Genomic DNA, 22428 nt, shown 5'->3' with positions numbered 1-22428 from the left:
ATGGGGATGAAGAGAGACAGCCAATGCGTAAAAATCTCATATTTATATGTGTACGTCTTCGTATAGCCGCAGAGATAGACTCTCCCCGTGGATGTGCTCAGCGATGTGATCGCCGCGATGCGCGCCGGGGAACCCCGTTCGGCGCGCGTTCGGTGGCACGCCCCCTGGGGGCAGCGGTTCCCCACCGTTCCTGGCTCCGCCGGCTTTCAAGTGGTCCTGCAGGGATCGTGCCGGCTGATCCCCCCGGACGGCGGTACCTCCATCGTGCTGAACGTCGGCGACGTGGTGTTCCTGCCACACGGAAGCGGCTACGCGCTCGCCGACAGCCCCGCCACCCCGCTGACCGAACCCGTCTGTGACCCACTGAACGACCCTCGATTCGAAGACCGCTACGCCTCCGCGACCGTGGGGAAGACCGGACGGGACGGCTCGCAGGCGGTCACCGTGACCCTCTGCGGTGGATACCAGCTCGACCCCAGCCGAGCCCATCCGCTCCTGGGCGATCTGCCCGAGATCGTCCACCTGCCTGCCCGCCTCGGGCACCGTCCCGAACTGCGCGCCGCCGTCGACCTTCTCGGCGGCGAACTCGACGCTCCCCGCCTCGGTGTGGACACCGTCGTGCCCGCCCTGCTCGACGTGCTGCTGCTCTACATCCTGCGCGCCTGGTTCGACGAACAGTCCGAACGCGGCACGGCCGTCGGCTGGGCCGCGGCACTGGGCGACCCGGCGATCAGCTCCGCACTGCACGCCCTCCACCGTGATCCCGCACTCCCCTGGACGGTTGGGACACTCAGCAGCCAGGCGGGACTGTCGCGGGCGGCTTTCTCCCGGCGCTTCACCACCCTGATCGGCCGGCCGCCCCTCACCTATCTGACCTGGTGGCGCATGACCACCGCCGCCCGGCTTCTCCGTGAGTCCGATGCCCCGCTCGGCGAGGTGGCCACCCGGATCGGCTACACCTCGGAGTTCGCCTTCGCCACCGCCTTCAAGCGGGAGTACGGCACCGCACCGGGCAAATACCGACGACAGAGCCGAGCGGAAACCCAGAACAGTGAAGTCGACGTAATGGCACCACAACCTTCGTAGTGACCGTGCCGCCGGCTATTCGTCGTCGTGCAGCGCGCCGGGGGCACACAGCTCGCGGTGGCCACCGCTGCATCCTTGATCACGACGGACAGCGCACCCACCTCCACCCCCAGCGGGAACGTGACCGGCCCTCCCGAGCTCACGCGGCTCGCCGGCCCTTGGGGAGGATTCGGACCCCGTTTTTGCGGTAGAGCCGGTTCGAGGGGCCCGCTACCGCGCCTCCGTGTTCGGCTGGGCCTGGAGTCGCTGGCGGCGGCCGCTCTCGCCCGTTGCTTCTTTCGCCACAACGTGGGCATTCCATGCGTTCCAGCTGACGTTTACACGGTTTTGGTCGTGAGTCTTCCCAGGACCGGTAAGGAGTCGCCATAGGGTGTGCGTCTGCTCATGAGGGGGGGATCAAGGTGAGCACGTGGCATGGGTGCTCCATCAGGACCCGCTTGACCGTGGTGGCCAGTACCGTCATGGCGCTGCTCTGCACTGCCGTCGCGGTGTTCACCCTGGTAGCGGTACGGGAGGGCTCCGTCGAGAACCGGACGAAACAACTCGTCACCCACGCCGTGGCCTTGACCAGGCAGCTACGCCACAGCGGCGTATCCCCGCACCTGCCGCCGGGCGGGCCCAACGAGGCGATCCAGGTGTTCGACCCGGCCGGCACGACGGTCGCCGCCACCCCGGGCTTCTCGGCACGCGAGCCGCCGATAACGAACCTTCACCCCGATGTCGACGGTTATACGACTGCGCGGCTGTGTGATCTGCATGCGTTCCCCGGTCAGTGCAAGATCGTGATCTCTTACCCCTTCCACAAGGCCGACGGCGTCTGGTTGCTCAACATGGCCGTCGCCGATGTTCCCTGGTACGTGGGCCCCCGGCTGCTGATCCCGCTCGCCGTCGGCTGGCTCTTGCTGGTCGGGGCGACCACCGCGGGCACCTACCGGATCGTGAGCAAGACCCTGGAGCCGGTGGGCGCGATCAGCGGCAAGCTCGCCCAGATCACCGCGAGTGATCTCGGCCACCGGGTGCCGGTACCGAAGTATCGAGACGAGCTGCGAGACCTCGCCGAGATCGCGAACCGGACCCTGGACCGGGCCCAGTCGGCGGTCGAACAGCAGCTGCGGTTCGCCTCGGACGCCTCCCACGATCTGCGCAACCCGCTGGCCGCCATGCGCGTGCAGATCGATGAGGCGCTCATGGACCCGCAGGAGACCGACTGGCCGCAAACGGCGAACGCGCTGCTGGACAGTGTGGAACGGCTTCAGGACCTGGTCACCGACCTGTTGCAGATCGCCCGGCTGGACGCGGGCATCAGCGGCCAACGCGATCCCGTCAACCTGACCGGCCTGGTGGCGGCCGAGCTGGACCGGCGGCCACGCCGGGTCGCGGTGATCCGCCACCTCACCCCCGGAGTGATGATCAACGGGGAGCGGATCGGCCTGGCCCGGCTGCTGAACAACCTACTGGACAACGCCGAACGCCATGCCGACTCCGCCATCACGGTCATCCTCGCGCTCGAATCGGGCACGGCGGTGCTGGAGGTGTGTGACGACGGCGAGGGTATCGCCCCCGACCAGCAGGAGGTCATCTTCCAGCGGTTCGCCCGCCTGGAGGCCTCCCGCAGAAGGGACGCCGGCGGCACGGGGCTCGGCCTGCCGATCGCCCGGCAGATCGCCGAAACCCACGGCGGCACCCTCACCATCGAAGACAGCCCCCGCGGCGCACGGTTCGTGCTGCGCCTCCCCGGCCATGCCGCACCTTCCGCAGATCACGCTCGCACGCCGACGAAGATGTGACCTGGTAAACCGGTGGTTCGTCCTTTTCGCCTGCGGAGAATCACCTCGTCGGGTGCCGCACGGGGGCGGGATGTCGTGCTGCGCACTCCAGCCCCCGCACCGGCGTCGCCTTGGGCGCAGTGATCGTCATCGGCTTCTCCCAGTTCCGGTACTGCGTGGCCAGGTGCCCCCGCAGGATCCGGTCGTCTCCGAGCCCCGGGACCTCGGGCCGCGGGTGCGCGTAGAACCGCCAGCCGACCCGGTACGGCCACCCGCGGTCGTCGTACATGTACGTCCATGTCACCTCAGACGTCCCGAGGGCCGAGGTCCCCGCGGCCTCGCGGAAGCTGGGCGAGACGCGATAGAGCTCCTTGAGCGTGATCGTCCCGGTCAGGGAGTAGATCCGCTGCTTGCGGCCGGTGGTGTGGTCCTTGAGCCATGGCGCGACGCTCTTGCGGCTCCTGATGGACAGCAGCTTGCGCAGCGTGGCCGGCTCCAGGACGTTGATGAACTGGTCGCCGTACGCGGCGGCGGCGCCGCTCGCGCGGCCGGTGCGCGCCCAGGACCTCGCCTGCGGCGCGAGCTGGTACTGCCAGCCGCCCACGCTGACCGTGCGCAGCGTCCCCACCGTGCGGAGCACACCGGCGAAGTAGGGATCCTTGGCCGCCTCGTCCACCACCAACTGCTTGTTGCTGATGCTCAGCTGCCGGATGTGTTCTGAGGCGATCACGCCGGCCCGCCCCAGCTTGACCTTGCCGGTTCCGCGCACTCCCATACCACTCCCGATGACGGTGCGCCTGCCGTTGCTCAGCTGCACCTGCCGCGTCAGATCCGTGGAGGCCTGGCCGTAGAACTCGGTCGTCGCGCCGGCACCGCGGGCGAGCAGGGAACGCAGGCCCGCCACCGGATCGGGTTCGGCGGCTCGGGCGTGGGCTGTGGTCGTGCTCCTGGAGGACTTCAACACCCTGGCACCCAGGCAGCCGCAACCTCGTCCGCCGGCACTTCCTCAACGCCGGCGAGGCGAACCCGTACGGGCTGCTGCCACAGGACAGCGGCCCGCGACGGCCGCGTCCTGGTGCAGGGGCCGGTGGCCCAGATCCTCACCGGGGAGCGGCCGCCGGCGTGCTTCGGCCGCCGGCTCCATGTCCAGCGGGCTGCCGCGGGCCGCCGGCACGCGACGGCAGTAGCACGACGATGAGCACAGCGCCGAGCGCCACGCAGAGCGCGCCCGCCGTGAGCCCGCCCGAGTAGCCCATGATGGCCAGCGCGGCCACCCCGACGGCGCCGCCGACCTGCTGGACGGAGGTGAACAGGGCCGAGCCGAGACCGGCGTCCTCCTCGGTGGTGCCGTCGACCGCGGCTGCGGCCATGACGGGCAGGCTCAGCCCGTTGCCAACGCTCAGTATGAGCATGCCGGGCAGGACGTGGGCGGCGTAGGAGTCGCCTGCCGCCACGCCGGACAGCAGCAGCAGGCCGGCGATGTTGACCAGGAACGCCAGCAGGAGCGCCCAGCGCGTCCCAATCCTGAGCGAGATGCGGGAGGACAGCCACATGCCCGCCAGAATGCCGGCGCCGTAGGGCAGGTAGGCGATGCCGGCCAGGAGCGGGCTGTACCCCAGAGCGGTCTGAATCTGGATCATCAGCAGGAACGACATCGCGTACATCGCCATCGAGAACAGCAGGGTCGCGCCGTTGGCGACCGCCCGCGTCCGCGAGGCCAGGAACGCCCCGGGCATCAGCGGCGCCACCGCCCGCGACTCGACCACCAGGAACGCCACCGCCAAGGCGGCGGACAGCACGACGGCGCCGATGACGATCGGATCGCTCCAGCCGGTCTCGCCGGCCCGCAGCAGCCCGTACACCAGCGACACTGTGGCACCGGTGACCAGGACCGCGCCGGGAACGTCGAGGTGGCGCCGGCCGGGGGCGCGGGACTCGGGGACCAGGCGGGGGAGCAGCGCCAGGGCCACGGCGACGATGGGCAGGTTGATCAGGAAGATCCCGCGCCAGGACACCAGGTCGGTCAGCGCTCCGGACAGCACCAGGCCCGAGGTTCCGCCCAGGGCCGCGATGCCGCCCCAGATGCCCAGTGCCTTGGCCCGCTCCTCCGGCCCCGGATACAGCAACGTGATCATCGACATCGCCGCCGGGCTGGCCATCGCAGAACCCGCGCCCTGCACGAACCGCCCGATCACGAGCTGCCATGGCTCCTGCGCGAGCCCGCAGGCCAGGCTGGCCATCCCGAACAACGCCACGCCGATGAGGAAGACGCGGCGACGGCCCAGCAGATCCGCCATCCGGCCGCACAGCAGCAGCAGCCCGCCGAAGGCCAGGAAGTAGGCGTTGACGACCCAGGGCAACCCGGACGCGCTGAAGCCCAGCTCATCGCGGATGCTGGGCAGGGCCACGTTCACGACGGTGTCATCGAGCACGAGCATGAACTGGACAAGGCACAACACAATCATCGGCACCCGACGACGCTATGATCCGCCGCATTTGGCCACAATCCGCGGTGAGGCCAGACTGTGTCGCATGGAGGACATAGGCGCGATCATCGTCGGCCACTTCCCGCTGGCCTCGGGGGAGTGGATCCCCCCGCACAGCCACACCCACCACCAGCTTGCCTGGACCCGGCGCGGCGTCCTGAGCGTCGGCGTGGGTGAGGTGTACTGGGTCCTGCCGCCCACCAGGGCGCTGTGGCTGCCCGCGGGCGTCACCCACGCGACCGGCGCGACTCGCGACGCGGTGCTGTGCAGCCTGTACCTGGCGCCGGAGCGCTGCCCGCTGGACTGGCCCGAGCCCACGGCGGTCGGCATCGACGGCCTGCTGGCCGAGGTGATCGGGTACCTGGCCCGCACCGACCTCACCGACGACGCGCGGTTGCGCGCCGAGGCGGTGGTGCCCGACCTGCTGCGCCCGCTGCCCACCCGGCCCATCGACGTGCCGCAACCCACCGACGAGCGCGTCCGGGTAGTGGCGGCCGCCCTGCTGGCGGACCCGGCCGACCCGCGCAGCCTGGAGGCGCACGCCCGTGCGGCGGGCGTGAGCAGGCGGACGTTGACGCGGCTGTTCGTGCGAGACACGGGCATGAGCTTCGACCATTGGCGCACGCAGGTACGGCTGCGCGCCGCCCTGCCGCTGCTGGCCGAGGGGCAACCGGTATCGCGGGTGGCGCACAGCGTGGGGTACGCCACGGCGAGCGCGTTCCTGGCGGCCTTCCGCCGCACGGTCGGTACCACGCCCCGGCGTTACCTGCTCAGTCGTTGACTTTGATCTCCTTCACGGTAGCCGGGGAGATGGCCCTGGCAACGCCGGAATGCCGATGATCTCGCGGGTCGGGCGTCAACGTCTTCCAGCCACCCGTCGGCGGCTCAATTCCAGAACTTGACCCCGGCTGAGGGCTTGTCCAGCACGGGCTGAGGCCTGCCCTTGAGGTGCAGGTCCAGGATGGCCGTGACGCAGGTGATGGCGTTCTACGCCGACCAGATCAGGGCCGCGCAGGTCGCCGGGCAGGTGTCCGCCGAGTTGGACGCCGCGAAGGAGGCGACGATCCTGTTCGCCTTCGCTCAGGGGATGGTGCATCCAGCCCTCGTCATGGTTCCCAACCGGTGCCGACGATCCATCTGAATGACGTTCGCTGTGTCGTAGCCAATGGGGGCGGCCCGGCTGGGCCGTCGTCGACGGGGCGCTCCGGGGTCTGCCTCAGCTAAACACGCTGCTGAGAGGCGGTCAAGCGAGGGCCTGGCCTACCCGGGTTTGTTGCGGAGGTGTGACGGTGTTGTGTCCGTTGACGCACTTATTGGCCACATGTTACATATGGCATGAATCTGATTCGGCGCGTTGCCACGCTTCGCGGCGTGGCGAGCGGCTTCTCGCAACCCGGAGCTCCTCGCGGAAATCTTCCCGGCGTAGAGGGGGTGCGGGCTCCCGTGTCCCACAGGACGAACCGAACAAAAAGTATCATTTGGTGATCTTTCTCCCTCTCTTCCCTGTTGCTCATCCCGTTGCTACATTTCGAAACAAGAATTCATTTCAGTTTTGGGGAGATGTGATGACCGCTCTCTCTGACCTTGGCCACGCCGCGTCCGCGCGGCGAGAGCTCCCGCCCTCGATGGTCGAGCGGATGACGCTGATCATCGACGCGTTCGACGGCCGCTTCACCCACCTCACGCTGGAGGACGTGGCGCGGTGCACTCACCTGCCGCGCTCGACGACGCATCGCATCCTCGACCAACTCGTACGACTGAACTGGCTGGAGCACTCGTCCTTCGGCTACAGCCTGGGCAAGCGGGCGCTCGGGATCGGCGGGGGCGACGGCAGCCACGGCGAGATCCGAGAGGCCGCCGCGCCGCTGCTGCACGACCTGCAGATGAGAACCAGGATGGTCGTCCATCTGGCGGTCCTGGACGGCTCGGAGGTCTTCTACCTGGACAAGGTCGGCGGGCGGTTCGCCCTGTCCGTGCCCTCCCGAGTCGGCGGCCGTGCCCCGGCGCACTCCACCGCGCTGGGCAAGGCGATCCTCGCCTGGCTGGAGCCCGAGCGGGTCGAGGAACTGGTCGGAGGCAAGGTAAGGCGGCTCACCAGCCGTACCATCGGCGACATCGGCACCCTGCACCAGGAGCTGAACCGTATCCGGCAGCGCCAGGGGCTGGCGTTCGAACGGGGCGAGAACGTCCCCAGCATCTCGTGTGCCGCCGCGGCGATCCGAGGCCACGAGGGCCCGGTGGCGAGCATCTCTCTCGTCGGCGACACCCGTACGCCGCTGGAGAACGTCGCCCCGCTGGTGGTCGACGCGGCACGGCAGGCCTCGCTCGCCCTTTTCCCGGACCTGGACAGCCAGCGGGGGCGATCCCGTCAAGCCGCCCGAGTGCCGGACTGTAACTGGTCACCGGAGACCATGAACCGATTGCTCACCATGGGCGAGAACGACGGCTGGCTGTGATCCGCACGGCCAGCCGTCATTCTCAAGCCCGATCCCGATCCCGGTCCCGCTGATCCGCCCAGCCCCACAGACCGGGGGCGAACAGCGCTTGTTCGGCGTCCGTCTCGTGGTCGATGCCGAACCGCCCGCGGAAGAACACCATGGGACGCCGCCCGGCGTTCCGCTCCACCTCCAGTACCCGACCGATCACCACGTCGTGATCCCCGGCGATGTGCACGTCGACGACCTCGGCGTGGACGCGCAGAAGCACATCGCGCAGCGCCGGAGTGCCCCACCGAGACAGCTCCCAGCCGAGCCCGTCGTACTTCCTGCCCTTGCTGGAGCCGAACCGGCTGCATAGGTCGGACTGCTCTTCGCCCAGCACGTTCACGCTGAACCTCCCGGACTTCCTGATCCTCGGCCAGGTGCGGCTGTTGTGGTCGGCGCAGAAAAGGATCAGCGGCGGTTCGAGGGACACCGACGCGAACGCCTGGCACGCGAATCCCACCGGCTCTCCGCCGTCGATGCCGGTGACGACCGTCACGCCGCTCGCGAACATGCCCATCGCCTGCCGCATTTCCGCGGGATCGGGCGGAGCCACGCCGACGGGATCCGGAGTGATCGAGGGCCGGGCGGTCTCGGCTGTCATGCGTTTCACCTCAGGTGACGTCGGACGCCGCCCCGTTGGCGGCTTCGGGCGACGAAGTTACGGACCTCCGGCGGACTTCACCGGGGCCGGATCCCGCTGAGCGGAAGGGGCGCGGGGCGCGGCCCGGTGTCCCGGCCGATCCCGGGCGGAGGCGGGCCGGGTCTCACTCATCGGGAGGAACGATCCGCTCTCCGGCTCTCGCGGGCTACCTTCCCCGAAGCCGATACTCCGCGATGAACGGGACGGATGAATGCTTACCGAGCTGACCTACGAGTCGACGGCGCGGAAACTTGCGACCGACCAGGGTGTACTGCGCTACCACGAAGCCGGCGAGGGCCCGCCGCTGCTGCTCCTGCACGGCTCGGGGCCCGGAGTCACCGGATGGCGGAACTTCCGAGGCAACCTCGCGGTCCTGGCGGAGCGCTTTCGCTGCCTGATCCTGGAGTTCCCCGGTTTCGGGGTGAGCGACTCGACCGGCGAGCATCCCATGGTGGGGGCGCAGGCAGCGGTGATCCGCTTCCTCGACGGGCTCGGGCTCCAGCAGGTCGACGTGATCGGCAACTCCATGGGCGGAATCGTCGGCGCCCAGGTGGCGATGGCCCATCCCGACCGGGTACGCCGGTTGGTCACCATCGGCGGTGTCGGCAGGAACCTGTTCAGCCCGGGCCCCGGTGAGGGCATCAAGCTGCTCATGGATTTCACCGAGGAGCCCACCCGGGAGCGGCTCGTCCAGTGGCTGGACTCCATGGTCTACGACCGGTCCCTGGTCACCGAGGAACTGATCGAGGAGCGCTGGGCGCTGGCCACCGAACCGGCCACCCTGGCCGGCGCCCGCCGGATGTACGGCAAGGCGGCGTTCGCCGCCGGCGCCGCGGCCGCGGCGGCCTCGGACGCCCCGCCGTACTGGGCGATGCTGCACAAGATCAAGGCCAAGACACTGATCACCTGGGGCCGCGACGACCGGGTCAGCCCGGTTGACATGGCGATCCTGCCGATGCGGTCCATCCCCGACGTCGAGGTGCACATCTTCCCCGACTGCGGTCACTGGGTGATGATCGAGCAGAAAGCCGCCTGGGAGAGCGTCGTGCTGGCCTTCCTGACCAGGAAGGACGAGCGGTGAGCGGGTGGGACCACGAGTTCGACCTGGTCATCGTGGGCAGCGGCGGCGGTGGCATGACGGCGGCGCTGACCGCGCACGACAGCGGCCTGTCCGCGGTGGTGGTCGAGAAGGGCGCGGCGTTCGGCGGCAGCACCGGGATTTCCGGTGGCGGCATCTGGATCCCCAACAATCCCACCCTGCGGGCCGAGGGGCACGACGACAGCCGCGAGTCCATCCGCCGCTACCTCGACCTGCTGACCGAGGGCAGGGTCCCCGCGGCCCGGCTCGACGCGTTCGTGGACAACGGTCCGGCCGCGATGGAACTGCTCGGCAGGAGCAAGTGGATCCGGTTCTCCTGGACCAGGGGTTACGCCGACTACCACCCCGAGTTCGAAGGCGGCAGGCCGCTGGGCCGGTCGATCGAGCCGATCCCGTTCGACACCCGAAAGCTCGGTGAGGACGAGAAGTACCAGCGCCCCAACGGGATGAAGGGCCCGCTGGGTTTGTGGGTCACCAGCAAGGACTACCACGACCTGGCCATGGTCAAGCGCACCTGGAGTGGCCGCCGGGCGTCGATCGTCGCCGCCTGGCGGGTCTCGTCGAACCTGTTCCGCCGCCGCCACATGTCCACCGGCGGGCGCGCGCTCGTCGCCCGGCTGCGGATGGCGCTGAAGGACGCGTGGATCCCGCTGTGGCTGCGGACGCCGATGACCGAACTCGTCACCGACGAAAGCGGCGCCGTCACCGGCATCGTCGCCCGGCGCGACGGGAAGACCGTCCGGATCCGCGGCAGGTACGGGGTGCTGCTGGCGACCGGTGGTTTCGACCACAACCAGGAAATGCGCGACAAGTACCTGCCCGATGGCGGCCGAACCGACTTCGGCATGGGCGCCACGGAGAACACCGGCGACGGCATCCTGGCGGGAGAGCGGCTCGGCGCGGCCCTCGACCTGATGGACGACGCCTGGTGGATGCCGGCCGTACGGCACCCGGCGGGGGCGACCATCCCGCTGGTGTCCGAGCGGTGCATCCCGCCGTCGATCATCGTGTCGCAGCAGGGACGGCGGTTCACCAACGAGTCCGCCCCGTACGTCAACTTCGTGCACGACCAGCTGGCCAGCGGGCACGTACCCGTGTGGTTCGTGATGGACGCCAAGGCCCGGGCGCGGTACCCGTTCGCGCAGATCCTTCCCGGGATGCCGATACCGGAGGCGTTCTACGAGCAGGGCGTGGCGTTCCGTGCCGACACGCTCGCCGAGCTGGCGGTGAAGGTCGGCATGCCCGCCGACGCGCTGGCCGAGACCGTCGAGCGCTTCAACCGGTTCGCCAGGACCGGCAAGGACGAGGACTTCGGCCGGGGCGACAGCGCCTACGACCGTTACTACGGTGATCCCACGCTGAGGAATCCGAACCTCGACGTGATCGACAAGGCGCCGTACTACGCCTTCCGCATCGAGGCCGGCGACCTCGGCACCAAGGGCGGGCTGGTCTGCGACGAGCACAGCCGGGTGCTGCGCCCCGACGACTCGGTGATCGAAGGGTTGTACGCCACCGGGAACACCTCCGCATCGGTCATGGGCAACGAGTACGCGGGTCCCGGCGCCACGATCGGCCCCTCGATCGTCTTCGGGTACATCGCCGCCCGGCACGCGGCGGGGCGATTCCAGCCGGCCGTTGCCGTGACCAGGGAGGAGTGGGGAGCATGACCCAGCCGGGACCGCTGAAGGCGCGGGTCGTCGAGGTCATCCGGGAGACCTCCGACGCGCACTCACTGGTGCTGGAGCCCGCCGACGGAGACCACACCCGGTTCGGCTACCGGCCCGGCCAGTTCCTCACCATCCGGGTGCCCACCACCCGCCCGGAGGGCGCGGCGCGCTGCTACTCCCTGAGCAGCTCGCCGGTGTGCGACGAGAAGCTCAAGGTGACGGTGAAGCGCACCCGGGGCGGCTACGGGTCGAACTGGATCTGCGATCACGTCACCGAGGGGGACATGCTGGAGGTGCTGCGACCGGCGGGCACATTCGTCCCCGTCTCGCTCGACGAGGACCTGCTGCTGCTCGCCGGCGGCAGCGGCATCACCCCGGTCATGTCGATCCTCAAATCGTGCCTGCGCGGAGGCTCCGGCGCCGTCTCCCTCCTGTACGCCAACCGCGACGAGAACTCGGTGATCTTCCGCGACGAACTGGTCGCGCTGACCGCCGAGTACGGCGAGCGGCTGACCGTCGTCCACTGGCTGGAGTCGGTGCAGGGCCTGCCCAGCGCGAGCAGCCTGGCCGCGCTGACCCGGCCCTACACCGACCGGGAGGCGTTCGTCTGCGGCCCCGGCCCGTTCATGGATCTCGCCGTGCGGGTCCTCGCCGACCTGGGTGTCCCGAGGCGGCGGGTCAACGTCGAGCGTTTCGAGTCGCTGGCCACCGACCCCTTCGCCGGACCCGGTGTCGCGGTCGACTCGTCGGGCCCCGGTAGCACGGTCGAGATCGAGCTGGACGGTGAGAAGAGGACGCTGACCTGGCCGAAGGGCAACAAGCTCCTTGACGTGCTGCTGGCGGCCGGCATGGAGGCGCCGTACTCGTGCCGTGAGGGGTCCTGCAGCGCCTGCGCCTGCGTGCTGCTGGAGGGCGAGGTCGCGCTGGAGCGCAACACGGTCCTCGACGAGCAGGATCTCGCCGACGGGCTGATCCTCTCCTGCCAGGCGTTCCCGCTCAGCGAGCATCTCAAGATCACCTACGACGGGTGAAGCTCATCCGCGCCCGGAACCCTTTCACCGAGGGGGAGAGCCGTCACGGAAACCCCGCGTCACCGTTGACCATCCCCATCCATCAACTGCCCGCACCGCCCAAGCGCGATGCGGGACACGAATTCGGGAGGACTGAATGCTGGAGGTAACGCGACGGGAGTCCGCGGCCGAACGGCTGTGGGAGGCCGAGCGGGATCGGGTGCCGATCGAACCGCTGACCGACGCATACCCGGGTATCGGCGTGCTGGACGCCTACGAGGTCCAGCTCATCAACATCCGCCGCCGTCTCGCCGCCGGGGCCCGGGTGTACGGCCACAAGGTGGGACTCTCCTCCCCGGTGATGCAGCGGATGATGGGCGTGGACGAGCCCGACTACGGTCATCTGCTCGACACGATGGTGCTGTCGCAGAACACGTCGATCCGGGCCGACCGGTACTGCTACCCCCGGATCGAGGTGGAGATCGGGTACGTGCTCGGGGCGAGCCTTCCGGGCGAGGGGTGCACCGAGGAGGACGTGCTCGCCGCCACCGAGTACGTCGTGCCGAGCATCGAACTGATCGACAGCCGCATCAGGGACTGGCGGATCCGCCTGGCCGACACCATCGCGGACAACGCGTCCTCGGCCGGCGTGATCCTGGGCGACGCCCGGATGGGCCCGGCCGACCTGACGGCCGCGGGCATGGACGTCGCCGACATCGAGGCCGTGCTCTACGCCGGTGACGCCGAGATCACCAGGGGCAACACCAACGCGGTGCTGGGGAACCCGACCACCGCCGTGGCCTGGCTGGCCAGGAAGGTGGCCTCCTTCGGAGTGAAGCTCGAAGCCGGGCACGTCATCCTTCCCGGGTCCTGCACCAGGGCGATCGACGCGCGCCCCGGCGACGTCTTCCGTGCCGAGTTCGCCGGGCTCGGCTCCGTGACCGCTCGATTCGAATGAGGGTGACACAGTGACCAAGGCAACCGCCGCGATCGTCGGCTCGGGCAACATCGGGACCGACCTGATGTACAAGCTGCTCCGTTCCGACTTCATCCGGCCACGCTGGATGATCGGCATTGATTCGGACAGCCCCGGGCTGAAGCGGGCGGAGTCCGCCGGCCTGATCGCCTCGGCCGAGGGTGTCGAGTGGCTGCTCGCCCAGGCCGAACGGCCCGACATCGTCTTCGAGGCGACCTCGGCGTACGTCCACCGGGAGAACGCCCCCAGGTATCAGGCGCTCGGCATCCCGGCCGTGGACCTGACCCCGGCCGCGATCGGGCCGGCGGTGGTACCCGCCGTCAACCTCGGGGCCCACCTCGATGTGTCCAACGTCAGCCTGATCACCTGTGGCGGGCAGGCGACGATCCCGATCGTGTACGCCGTCTCCCGGGTGACCGAGGTGGCCTACGCGGAGATCGTCGCCAGTGTGGCCTCTCCGTCGGCGGGCCCCGGGACCCGGGCCAACATCGACGAGTTCACCCGCACCACCGCGCGGGGCATCGAGATGATCGGTGGTGCGCGGAAGGGCAAGGCCATCATCATCCTCAACCCGGCCGAGCCACCGATGCTCATGCAGGACACGGTGTTCTGCTCGATCCCGCTCGACGCCGACCAGAACGCGATCGCGGCCTCGATCAAGGAGGTGGTCGGCACCGTGGCAGCGTATGTGCCCGGCTACCGACTGCGCGCCGAACCGCAGTTCGACGACCCCACGCCGATGAGCGGCGGGCTCGCCCGGGTCGCCGTGTTCATCGAGGTCGAGGGCGCGGGCGACTTCCTTCCGCCGTACTCCGGGAACCTCGACATCATGACCGCCGCCGCCGCCAAGGTCGGCGAAGGCTTCGCGCAGCGCATTCTCGCCGAGCGCTCCTAGTCACAGGGAGATCGATCCATGTCCTACAGCTCCGACCTCGACATCCGGATCACCGACTCGTCGCTGCGCGACGGCTCGCACGCCAAGCAGCACCAGTTCACGCCTCAGCACGTCCGGTCCATCGTCGCCGCGCTGGACGACGCGGGCGTGCCGGTGATCGAGGTCACTCACGGCGACGGGCTCGGTGGCTCGTCGTTCAACTACGGCTTCAGCCACACCCCGGAGCAGGAGCTGATCAAGGCCGCGGTGGCGACGGCGAAGCGGGCGAAGATCGCGTTCCTGATGCTGCCCGGCCTCGGGCTCCAGGACGACATCCGCGAGTCCGCCGACAACGGCGCGAGCATCTGCCGGATCGCCACCCACTGCACCGAGGCGGACATCTCCGTCCAGCACTTCGGTCTCGCCAGGAAGCTCGGCCTGGAGACCGTCGGGTTCCTGATGATGGCGCACAGCCGGCCGCCCGAGGTCCTCGCCCGGCAGGGGCGGATCATGGCCGACGCGGGATGCCAGTGCGTGTACGTGGTCGACTCGGCCGGCGCGCTGATCATGGAGGAGACCGGCGACCGGATCGCCGCGCTCGTGGCCGAGCTCGGATCCGACGCCCAGGTCGGTTTCCACGGCCATGAGAACCTCGGCCTCGGCGTGGCCAATTCGGTCATCGCCGTGCGCGCGGGAGCCCTCCAGATCGACGGCTCGACGCGAAGGTTCGGCGCCGGTGCCGGCAACACGCCCGTCGAGGGGCTCGCCGCGGTCACCGAGAAGCTCGGCATCCGCACCGGCATCGACACCCTGAAGATCATCGATGCCGCCGAGGACGTCGTCCGCCCGGTCATGGACGGTGAGTGCCTGCTCGACCGGCTGTCGCTCACCATGGGTTACGCCGGTGTCTACTCCAGCTTTCTGAAGCACGCCGACCGCCAGGCGAGAAAATACGGTGTGTCGGGCGCCGAGATCCTCATCGAGGCCGGGCGCCGTAAGCTCGTCGGCGGCCAGGAAGACCAGCTCATCGAGATCGCGGTCGCCCTCGCGGCGGGGAGATGAGAATCGGTACGGTGCACCGGCGTGAACGGCACGGGTCGGGCGAACGCGACTCTCCCACGTCTCCCGCGGGCGACGAGGTCCTGGACGCGGTTCGCGCACTGCTGCCGAAGATCGGGGAGCGGGCGGGCGCAACCGACGTGAACCGGCGGGTGCCCGAGGAGACGATACGAGAGCTCATCCAGACGGGGATCTTCCGGATGCTGCAGCCCAGGAGATACGGCGGCGCCGAGAGCGACCCCGTGAAGTTCTTCGAGGTCATCCGGGAGATCTCCGCGGTCTGCGGATCCACAGGCTGGGTGGTTTCCGTGCTCGGCGTCCACCCGTGGCAACTCGCCCTGTTCGACGAGGCCGCGCAGGACGAGGTCTGGGGGGAGGACCCGGACGTGCTCGTGTCCTCGTCGTACGCTCCGGTGGGGCGGCTCACTCCGGTCGAGGGTGGATACGAGCTCTCCGGCCGGTGGCGCTTCTCATCCGGTTGCGACCACGCGTCGTGGGCACTGGTCGGGGGCCTGGTGGTGGAGAAGCAGGGCAGGCCGGTGGACTTCATGACCCTCCTCGTCCCCCGCACCGACTACGTGATCGAGGACGTCTGGGACGTCATCGGACTGCGCGGCACGGCCAGCAACGACATCATCGTGAAACGGGTGTTCGTGCCCGAGCACCACGCCATGCGCAACTACGAGCAGGCACAACTGCGCGGTCCCGGCCAGAAGGTGAATACCGGCCCGCTCTACCGGATGCCGTTCGCGACCGTCTTCACCAACGCGATCACCGCTCCCGTCGTCGGCATGGCGGCCGGTTGCTACCGGGCCTACGTCACCGCCATGCGTGACCGGGTACGGCTGAGTCTGGGCGGCGGCCGGTTCGCCGAGGAGCAGTTCGCCCAGGTCGCGGTGGCCCGGGCCGCTTCGGAGATCGACGCGGCGGTGCTGCAGACGGACCACAACGTGCGCGAGGTGTACGAGTACGCCGTCCGGGGCGAGCGCATTCCGATGGAGCTGCGGCTGCGCGTCCGCAGGGACCAGGTCCGTGCCACCCAGCGGGCGGTGGAGGCGATCGACAGTCTCTTCAAGACCGCCGGAGGGAACTCGCTCGGCCGAGGCAACCCCATCGAGCGGGCCTGGCGGGACGCGCATGCGGGCAGCGTCCACGTCGCCAACGACGTCGAGCGTGCCCTGGGAATGTACGGCAAGGGCGAGTTCGGCCTGACCGTCGAGGACAGTCTGGTCTGATGCCGACCGGTCCCGCCGGGCATCCCGGTGGGACCAGGACGGGCGGGTGGAACGGCCACAGGCCCGGCGCGCGATGCGCCGGGCCTGTGCCACGGACGGGTTCAACCTATGCGGCAGGGCGGTCTGCCCGGCGGCGGAAGACGACGGCCCGGCCGGCCGCGCACCGAGGGGTCACTGCGCCTCCCGCATGTCGTCGCCGCTCCAGTACGCCCTCATACTGGCGATCCGCTGGTCTTCGTCAAAGGTCATCACGTCGATCGGTTCGATATCGAACGTCCGGTCACCCAGCTTGGTCCGCACCCGGAAGTGGAAGGCGGCGCTGTTGCCGGCGATGCGGATGGTCAGCAGCTCGGTGTCCCGCCGTGCGCCCTCGAGCGCCGAGTAGAACTCGCGGATCGCGGCGCGACCACGGCGTGGCTCGCTGCCCACCGGATCCTCGAGTGTCCCGCCCTCCGTGTAGCAGGACGCTATGTCGTCAGCGGTCCCGTTCGCCACGGCGTCCAGGTAACGGACGACGGCATCGTTGATCTTCCCGGCGCTCATCGGTCCTCCATCCGGAGCCGGGTGGCGGCGCGGTAGCCGAAGACCATTCCGGAGCCGAGCGGGACTCCGGGGGCCGGGTAGGCATGCCCGGCGACCGAGGCGGCCGAGTTGCCGACGGCGTACAGGCCGGGGATCGCGTTTCCGTCCTCGCCGAGTACCTGCCCGTCCTCTCCGATCCGTGCGCCGCCTTTGGTGCCGAGATCGCCGAGCACCACCTGCACCGCGTGGAACGGAGCCCGCTCGATCGGGACGAGGCAGCTGTTCGGGCCGTCACCGGCGGCGAAGAACAGGTCGTAGGGATCCTCGCCGCGGTGGAAGTCGCTGTCCACGCCGGAGGCGGCGAAGCCGTTGAACCGCGTGACGGTCTTGCCGAGCACGTCGGCGGGCACGCCGATCCGCTCGGCGAGGCCGGTGAGAGTGTCGGCGCTGCGCCACAGGCCGGCCGTGCGGAACTCCTCGGGATCGGGCGCCGGCTGGGAGATCCCCGGCGCGTTCGGGAAGCGCTCGTCGAAGATCCACCAGACCGGAAGGTGCGACACACCGGTGGCGTGCCCCGCGCGGATCTCGTGGCCCATCCGGTCGTACGGCAGCGACTCGTTGGCGAACCGCTCGCCCGCGGCGTTCACGAAGATGCCCCCGTGCAGGCCGAGGGTGAAGGCTGCGTGGCCGTTGGGGAACAGTACGGCCGGGCACCACCACGCCTCGTCGGTCAGGTCCGTCGCGGCGCCCACCGCCTGGAGCGCGGCGAGCGCGTCCCCGGTGTTCGACCCGGGGGCGGCCGACGACCAGTCCGCGCCGGGCAGGCCCTGCAGCTCGCGCCGAAGCTCCGCGTTGCGCTCGAACCCGCCGGCGGCCACGATCACGCCGTGCTCGGCGCGGATCATCAGTGCGCAGCCCTCGTGCTCGGCCTCCAGGCCGACGACCCGGCCGTCTTCGACCACCAGCGAGCGCATCCGCGTTCCGGTCCGTAGCGTGGCGTTCCCGGTGCGGTCCAGGGCGAGCAGCAGCCGGCCAATGAGGGCCTGCCCCCCGGTCAGCGTCTCCCGCTCCTGCGGCACGCCGAACTGGTCGATCGAGATCGGCGGGCGCACCTGACCGAGCCTGGCGCCCAGCAGGTGCGCCGGCAGCGGCCTGGGGCAGATTCCCCGGCCGCCGGGGGCGCGCCCCGGAGCCGCGAAGTAGTCCGGGAACGGCAGGTACTCGAACTCCAGCACCGGGTCGTGGTCCAGGAACTCCACCAGCTCGGGCGCCGTCGAGACGTAGGCCTCCTGCAGCGCGGCCGGTGTGCGGTCGCCGACGACGGCCCGGAAGTACTCCAGTCCCCGCTCCACGCTGTCCTCGACGCCCGCCTGGCGCAGGATGTGGTTGCCGGGCAGCCACAGGCCCGACCCGGAGTAGGCGCTGGTGCCCCCGAAGTACTTCGTCTTCTCCAGCACCAGGGTGCGCAATCCGCCCGCCGCCGCTGTGTAGGCCGCCGTCAGCGCGGCGCCCCCGGATCCCACGACGACGACGTCGGCCGTCTCATCCCACTGAACTGGCACTGATCTCCTCCAGATCGCTCGTGATGGCGGGCGGCACGGCGGCCGTGCGGCCGGCGACCCGCCCGAAGGCGAGGGCATCGGCGATGTGGAACCCGCCGTCCTTCGCCCAGCTGTATGTGGAGCTCACCGACCCCGCGGCGTACAGGCCGGGGATGGCCGAGCCGAACGGGTCGAGGACCCGGCAGCGCTCGTCACGGCGCGGCCCCCCGCTGGTCCACCCCAGCAGCGGTGCCAGCTCGAACGCGTAGTAGGGGCCCTGCTCCAGCGGGGTGAGGCTCTCGGCCCGGCGGCCGAACCGTTCGTCGCGGCCGGCGGCGCAGGCCGCGTTCCAGTGGCGGACCGTCTCGGCGAGGGTCTCCGGGGCGACGCCCAGCCCGGCGGCCAGCCCTTCGACGGTGTCGGCGCGCCGGATCCAGCCGCGATCGATCTCGGCCTGGTTGTCGAGGCTCCATTCGTAGCCCTCGATGAGCACCTTCCATCCGACCGGCAGGTACTCGCGCGGCGGGCACAGCGGCCCGGCGCGGCGCGTGCGCTCGTCGAACACGACGTACGCGGGCTGCGCCGGATGCAGCTCGTCGCGGCCGCGAATCCGCGACTGGCCGTGGCCGCCGAGCGCCGGGGTCTCGTCGACGAACCGACGCCCGTCGGGCGCGACCCAGATGTAGCCCGTCGCGGGCGGCACCATGAAGAACCCGGTGTCCGAGCCGGGAACGCGTATCCCGCTGAACGCGGTCATGTTGCCCATGTGCCACAGGTCGGCCCCGGCCTTCTGCGCCATCCGGTGTCCGTCACCGGTGCCCGCCGGGCTTCCCCAGACCGGGCACGGCGCGAGTCGCAGGTAGTCGCGCACCATGGCGGGGTCGTTTTCGAAGCCACCGGTCGCCAGCACCACCCCGGTCCGGGCCCGCACCCGCAGTGGCCCGCCACCGGACTCGGCGACGACACCCGTGACCACCCCACCATCGATGACCAGCTCCCGGCCGGGCGTGGCGTAGCAGATCTCGACGCCCCGGGCGAGCGCCGCGTCGACGAGGAACCGGTACAGCAACTGGTCGCCCATCCGGCCCTCCAGGCTGTGGTAGCCGCCGTAGCAGTCGGCGCCGTCGAGGTGCGGGAACTCCGGGGGATAGGCACCGTTCACGGCCACGGCCGCGCCGAGGCCCTCGATCCACCGGGTGTTGTGCCGGGTCTCCTCCGCCCAGGTGCGGATGACCGCCTCGGACACCGGGAGATCCCCGCACAGGCTGCGCAGATAGACGGCGGCGCGCTGGGCGTCGAGGTTCTCGAACCAGCTGCCGCCCGAAACCCGGGTGTTGCCGCCCGCGGTCTCGGGCGGGCACTTCTCCAGCACCAGGACCTCGGCGCCGGCCTCGCGAGCCGAGATGGCGGCGGCGAGACCGGCCGCGCCGGCACCGAGGACCACGACCCCGGTCTGCCGGTCATATGGCTGCTGTGCTGACTGCATCGTCACTTCCGTCCGCATCGGCCCGCCGGAACCCGGGGGCGTGGTCTTCCGGGTAACCGGACCGTAATCAACGGCCTCGCCGCGCTCCCGGGCCGGTCCCGCTCAGCAGGACGAGCGGGGCAAGACCGGGGCGAGGGGCCGGTCGGCGGCGCGAACAGCCTGCCGATCGCCGGTTCCGGCCGGCCGCCGGGTACGGACGTCGCGGTGCGGATGAGATTTGTGTCACCGCCTTCTCACCATTGGGTCCCGCTCATTGGGATGCCCGACGTGATCCGCGTCACTGGGCGCTTAGCGTCTGCGCCAGTGCACGACGCCGCTCATCGCAGGTGCTCGATGAAAGGCACGGTCACCGTCGAACAGGAGGCCGAGGATGATGGTCAACGGCGTTGCTCAACCGGCCTGGGCGCAAGGACCGCCGGTGAGCGCGGCTCCGTACGCCTTCCTCAAGCTCGCCGGCGGACCTGACCCCGCCGAGGGCAGGCTGGAGCATTTCGACTGGCTCGTCGGCTGCGGCGTCCCGTTCGTGCCGAAGCTGTGGAACGAGCCATCCTGGGAGGCGCCGACCGGGTACGGCCTGATGCACACCGGCGCAGAGAACGCCCATCCCTTCGCGGACCCGCTGTCCGCCGCGGCGGCCTGAACCAGACGAGCCGGTTGCGCTCCGCGCCGCCCCTGATCTTCCCGAGCCCCGGCGGTTCCCCGCCGGGCCGGGATGACCGTACCCCCATCGTGGGGGACCTGCGGTCCGTCATCGACCGGAAAACGTGCGTGACACCGAGGTGTCCGCGTGGTGCCAAGGAGGAACAGCATCCCCCCGCCGGGACCTGCGCCACGAAGACGCTGAGGTCCGCGGCCACGCCGAGATTCATTGAAACATCACGTTTTTCTGGAGGCCTGACGATGAGTACTACGGATACGACGGCGGAGACGGGCGGGTGGACCCCACGGCTCGTCCTCTCCATGGTGACGATGGTCATGATCCTGGAGGGGACCGCGCTGGGGTTCAGCCTCGTGTCGACGGCGCTGCCGGCGATCACCACCCACTTCAAGACGGACCAGGGAGGCTGGCTCCTCACCGGCTTCATCCTCTCCGGGGCCGTCCTCTGCCCGCTGGTGGGGAAACTGGCCGACATCCACGGCAAGCGGCGAATGATGATCGTCTGCCTGCTGGCGAGCACGGTCGGCTCGGTCCTCGCGACCGTGGCACCGACATTCGGCGTGCTCATCGCGGGCCGGCTGCTGCAGGGCACCGTGCTGCCCACGATGTTCCTGAGCTACTCGCTGATGCGCGACGTGTACCCACGGCGGATCCTGCCGCTGGCCAGCGCGGTCGCGATGACCGGCACCGGGGTCTTCTCCATCGGCGTGCCGTTCCTCATCGGATGGCTGCTCGACAACTGGGGCTTCCGCGGCCTGTTCGCCTTCGACATTCTCTGGATGGCGATCCTCACCCCGCTGCTGCTGCTGACCACTCCGGAGACGCCGCTGCGCGTCCCCTCGCGGGTGGACTTCCTGGGCGCCGGCATGCTGGGCTTCGGCCTGGGCATCGGGCTCCTGGGGATCAGCTTCGGCAGTACATGGGGCTGGGGCTCGGTCACCACCCTGGGCGCGTTCGCCGTCGGCCTGCTGCTCATGGCCGGGTTCGTCATGCGGTCGCTGAACTTCTCCGATCCGCTCGTCGACCTGCGGATCTTCACCCGCCGGCCGATCCTGCTCGCCGCGGTGACGGCCGCCACGGCATACGGGACGACCGGCCTCTCCGGCTCGATGTCTCCGATGATCGGCTTGACGCCGAGCGAGGCCGGGCTCGGCTACGGCCTGGGGATGACCGCGTCGGAGTACGCGATGATCTCGGCTCCGCAGTCGATCGCCATGGTGATCATGGGCGTTGTCGTCGGCAAGCTGCTCAATCGTGTGGGCGGCGCGACCATGATGAAGATCGGCCTGCTACTTCTCCTCGTGGGCGGTCTGCAACTCGGCTTCAACCACGGCAGCTACCTTCAGGTCCTCATCGCCGCCCTGCTGCTGGGCGCCGGGACGGGCCTGGCCTACGGCTCGATCCCCGGCATGGTCATCGCCGGCGCCCCGGCCGACAAGCAGGGTTCCATCGCCGGGATGGTACAGGTGAGCTACAGCGGCTTCTCCAGCACCACACCGGTCATCCTGTTCGTCATCATGGGGCAGTTCGCAATGCGTACCCCGGACGGCACCGTCCTGTACCCCGAGAGCTCCATCAACGCGGGTGCGCTGTTCATGGCGGGCCTGATCATCATCGGGCTGCTGCTCGCCTCGACGGTCCTGCGGGTCCGCAAGCAGGATTCGCTGCTCAACATCCCGGATCCGCTGCCCGAGCCGCCCCCCGCCACCGTGGCGGCGGCCCCGGACGGGGGGCGCTGACCCTCACGGCGGCGGGGGCGGGCGCCCGCGCCCGCGGGGGGGGGGGGGGGCGGCGGAGGAAAACGCGGGGGGGGGGGGGGGGGGGGCCGCCGGGGGGGGGC

At 69.9% G+C, this 22428-nt stretch carries 20 protein-coding genes; 14 read left to right on the top strand and 6 right to left on the bottom strand.

Annotation, left to right across the window (positions count from 1 at the left end; all coding sequences use genetic code 11):
• Window positions 1-87 precede the first annotated feature (87 nt).
• Window positions 88-1086, top strand: a complete 999-nt coding sequence (locus ABZU75_RS21620) for an AraC family transcriptional regulator (protein WP_355556903.1) — start codon at window positions 88-90, stop codon at window positions 1084-1086.
• A gap of 446 nt (window positions 1087-1532) precedes the next feature.
• Window positions 1533-2873: a HAMP domain-containing sensor histidine kinase gene (locus ABZU75_RS21615; protein ID WP_355556900.1), complete on the top strand. Its 1341-nt coding sequence runs from the start codon at window positions 1533-1535 to the stop codon at window positions 2871-2873.
• 40 nt (window positions 2874-2913) lie between these two features.
• Here ABZU75_RS21615 and ABZU75_RS21610 read toward each other — a convergent pair whose 3' ends face one another.
• Window positions 2914-3816 (bottom strand): hypothetical protein, encoded by a 903-nt coding sequence (locus ABZU75_RS21610; RefSeq protein WP_355556898.1) that lies wholly within the window; start codon window positions 3814-3816, stop codon window positions 2914-2916.
• A gap of 136 nt (window positions 3817-3952) precedes the next feature.
• On the bottom strand, window positions 3953-5317 hold the full coding sequence (locus tag ABZU75_RS21605; protein ID WP_355557007.1) for an MFS transporter: 1365 nt from the start codon (window positions 5315-5317) through the stop codon (window positions 3953-3955).
• Window positions 5318-5384: 67 nt separating this feature from the next.
• Here ABZU75_RS21605 and ABZU75_RS21600 point away from each other — a divergent pair, with 67 nt between their 5' ends.
• The 3 genes from ABZU75_RS21600 (at window position 5385) to ABZU75_RS21590 (ending at window position 7794) form a co-directional block, all read left to right on the top strand.
• A complete protein-coding gene (locus tag ABZU75_RS21600) occupies window positions 5385-6119 on the top strand; it encodes a helix-turn-helix transcriptional regulator (protein ID WP_355556895.1) in 735 nt (244 codons plus the stop codon).
• Window positions 6120-6299: 180 nt separating this feature from the next.
• The gene (locus tag ABZU75_RS21595; protein ID WP_355556892.1) at window positions 6300-6479 is read left to right on the top strand and encodes a hypothetical protein; all 180 of its coding nucleotides are present in this window, start codon (window positions 6300-6302) and stop codon (window positions 6477-6479) included.
• Window positions 6480-6903: 424 nt separating this feature from the next.
• Window positions 6904-7794 (top strand): IclR family transcriptional regulator, encoded by an 891-nt coding sequence (locus tag ABZU75_RS21590; protein ID WP_355556889.1) that lies wholly within the window; start codon window positions 6904-6906, stop codon window positions 7792-7794.
• A 22-nt stretch (window positions 7795-7816) separates the two neighbouring features.
• Here ABZU75_RS21590 and ABZU75_RS21585 read toward each other — a convergent pair whose 3' ends face one another.
• On the bottom strand, window positions 7817-8422 hold the full coding sequence (locus tag ABZU75_RS21585; protein WP_355556886.1) for a flavin reductase family protein: 606 nt from the start codon (window positions 8420-8422) through the stop codon (window positions 7817-7819).
• A 250-nt stretch (window positions 8423-8672) separates the two neighbouring features.
• Between ABZU75_RS21585 and ABZU75_RS21580 the strand changes: the two genes are divergently transcribed.
• The 7 genes from ABZU75_RS21580 to hsaA all read left to right on the top strand — a co-directional run bounded on the left by ABZU75_RS21580 (window position 8673) and on the right by hsaA (window position 16381).
• Window positions 8673-9542: an alpha/beta fold hydrolase gene (locus tag ABZU75_RS21580; protein WP_355556883.1), complete on the top strand. Its 870-nt coding sequence runs from the start codon at window positions 8673-8675 to the stop codon at window positions 9540-9542.
• Window positions 9539-11227 carry an FAD-binding protein gene (locus tag ABZU75_RS21575; protein WP_355556880.1) on the top strand — a complete coding sequence of 563 codons (1689 nt, stop codon included), beginning with the start codon at window positions 9539-9541 and terminating at the stop codon, window positions 11225-11227. The genes ABZU75_RS21580 and ABZU75_RS21575 overlap by 4 nt, the downstream gene beginning before the upstream one ends.
• The gene (locus tag ABZU75_RS21570) at window positions 11224-12258 is read left to right on the top strand and encodes a ferredoxin--NADP reductase (protein WP_355556876.1); all 1035 of its coding nucleotides are present in this window, start codon (window positions 11224-11226) and stop codon (window positions 12256-12258) included. Before ABZU75_RS21575 ends, ABZU75_RS21570 begins: the two co-directional genes overlap by 4 nt.
• Before the next feature lie 136 nt (window positions 12259-12394).
• Window positions 12395-13195, top strand: coding sequence for a 2-keto-4-pentenoate hydratase (locus ABZU75_RS21565; protein ID WP_355556873.1), 801 nt, complete (start codon window positions 12395-12397; stop codon window positions 13193-13195).
• 10 nt (window positions 13196-13205) lie between these two features.
• Window positions 13206-14108: an acetaldehyde dehydrogenase (acetylating) gene (locus ABZU75_RS21560; RefSeq protein ID WP_355556870.1), complete on the top strand. Its 903-nt coding sequence runs from the start codon at window positions 13206-13208 to the stop codon at window positions 14106-14108.
• A gap of 18 nt (window positions 14109-14126) precedes the next feature.
• The gene (gene dmpG / locus ABZU75_RS21555; RefSeq protein WP_355556866.1) at window positions 14127-15149 is read left to right on the top strand and encodes a 4-hydroxy-2-oxovalerate aldolase; all 1023 of its coding nucleotides are present in this window, start codon (window positions 14127-14129) and stop codon (window positions 15147-15149) included.
• Window positions 15146-16381: a 3-hydroxy-9,10-secoandrosta-1,3,5(10)-triene-9,17-dione monooxygenase oxygenase subunit gene (hsaA, locus tag ABZU75_RS21550; RefSeq protein WP_355556863.1), complete on the top strand. Its 1236-nt coding sequence runs from the start codon at window positions 15146-15148 to the stop codon at window positions 16379-16381. Before dmpG ends, hsaA begins: the two co-directional genes overlap by 4 nt.
• A 171-nt stretch (window positions 16382-16552) precedes the next feature.
• On the opposite strand, the gene ABZU75_RS21545 is transcribed toward hsaA, so the two are convergent.
• From ABZU75_RS21545 to ABZU75_RS21535, 3 genes are read right to left on the bottom strand one after another with little or no spacing between them, the layout of a single operon-like run.
• Entirely contained in the window at window positions 16553-16924 is a 372-nt protein-coding gene (locus ABZU75_RS21545) for a nuclear transport factor 2 family protein (protein WP_355556860.1), read from the bottom strand.
• A complete protein-coding gene (locus ABZU75_RS21540) occupies window positions 16921-18465 on the bottom strand; it encodes an FAD-dependent oxidoreductase (protein ID WP_355556857.1) in 1545 nt (514 codons plus the stop codon). The genes ABZU75_RS21545 and ABZU75_RS21540 overlap by 4 nt, the downstream gene beginning before the upstream one ends.
• Entirely contained in the window at window positions 18446-19930 is a 1485-nt protein-coding gene (locus tag ABZU75_RS21535; protein WP_355556854.1) for an FAD-dependent oxidoreductase, read from the bottom strand. The genes ABZU75_RS21540 and ABZU75_RS21535 overlap by 20 nt, the downstream gene beginning before the upstream one ends.
• Before the next feature lie 418 nt (window positions 19931-20348).
• Between ABZU75_RS21535 and ABZU75_RS21530 the strand changes: the two genes are divergently transcribed.
• Both ABZU75_RS21530 and ABZU75_RS21525 read left to right on the top strand, forming a co-directional pair.
• Entirely contained in the window at window positions 20349-20570 is a 222-nt protein-coding gene (locus ABZU75_RS21530; RefSeq protein ID WP_355556851.1) for a hypothetical protein, read from the top strand.
• 260 nt (window positions 20571-20830) lie between these two features.
• Entirely contained in the window at window positions 20831-22327 is a 1497-nt protein-coding gene (locus ABZU75_RS21525; RefSeq protein ID WP_355556848.1) for an MFS transporter, read from the top strand.
• Window positions 22328-22428: the final 101 nt, after the last annotated feature.

Origin of the sequence: Streptosporangium sp. NPDC005286, assembly GCF_040607515.1 — a bacterium.
Taxonomy (GTDB): Bacteria; Actinomycetota; Actinomycetes; order Streptosporangiales; family Streptosporangiaceae; genus Streptosporangium.
The sequence above is the reverse complement of the archived record's forward strand: the minus strand, read 5'-3'. Positions and strand labels throughout refer to the sequence as shown.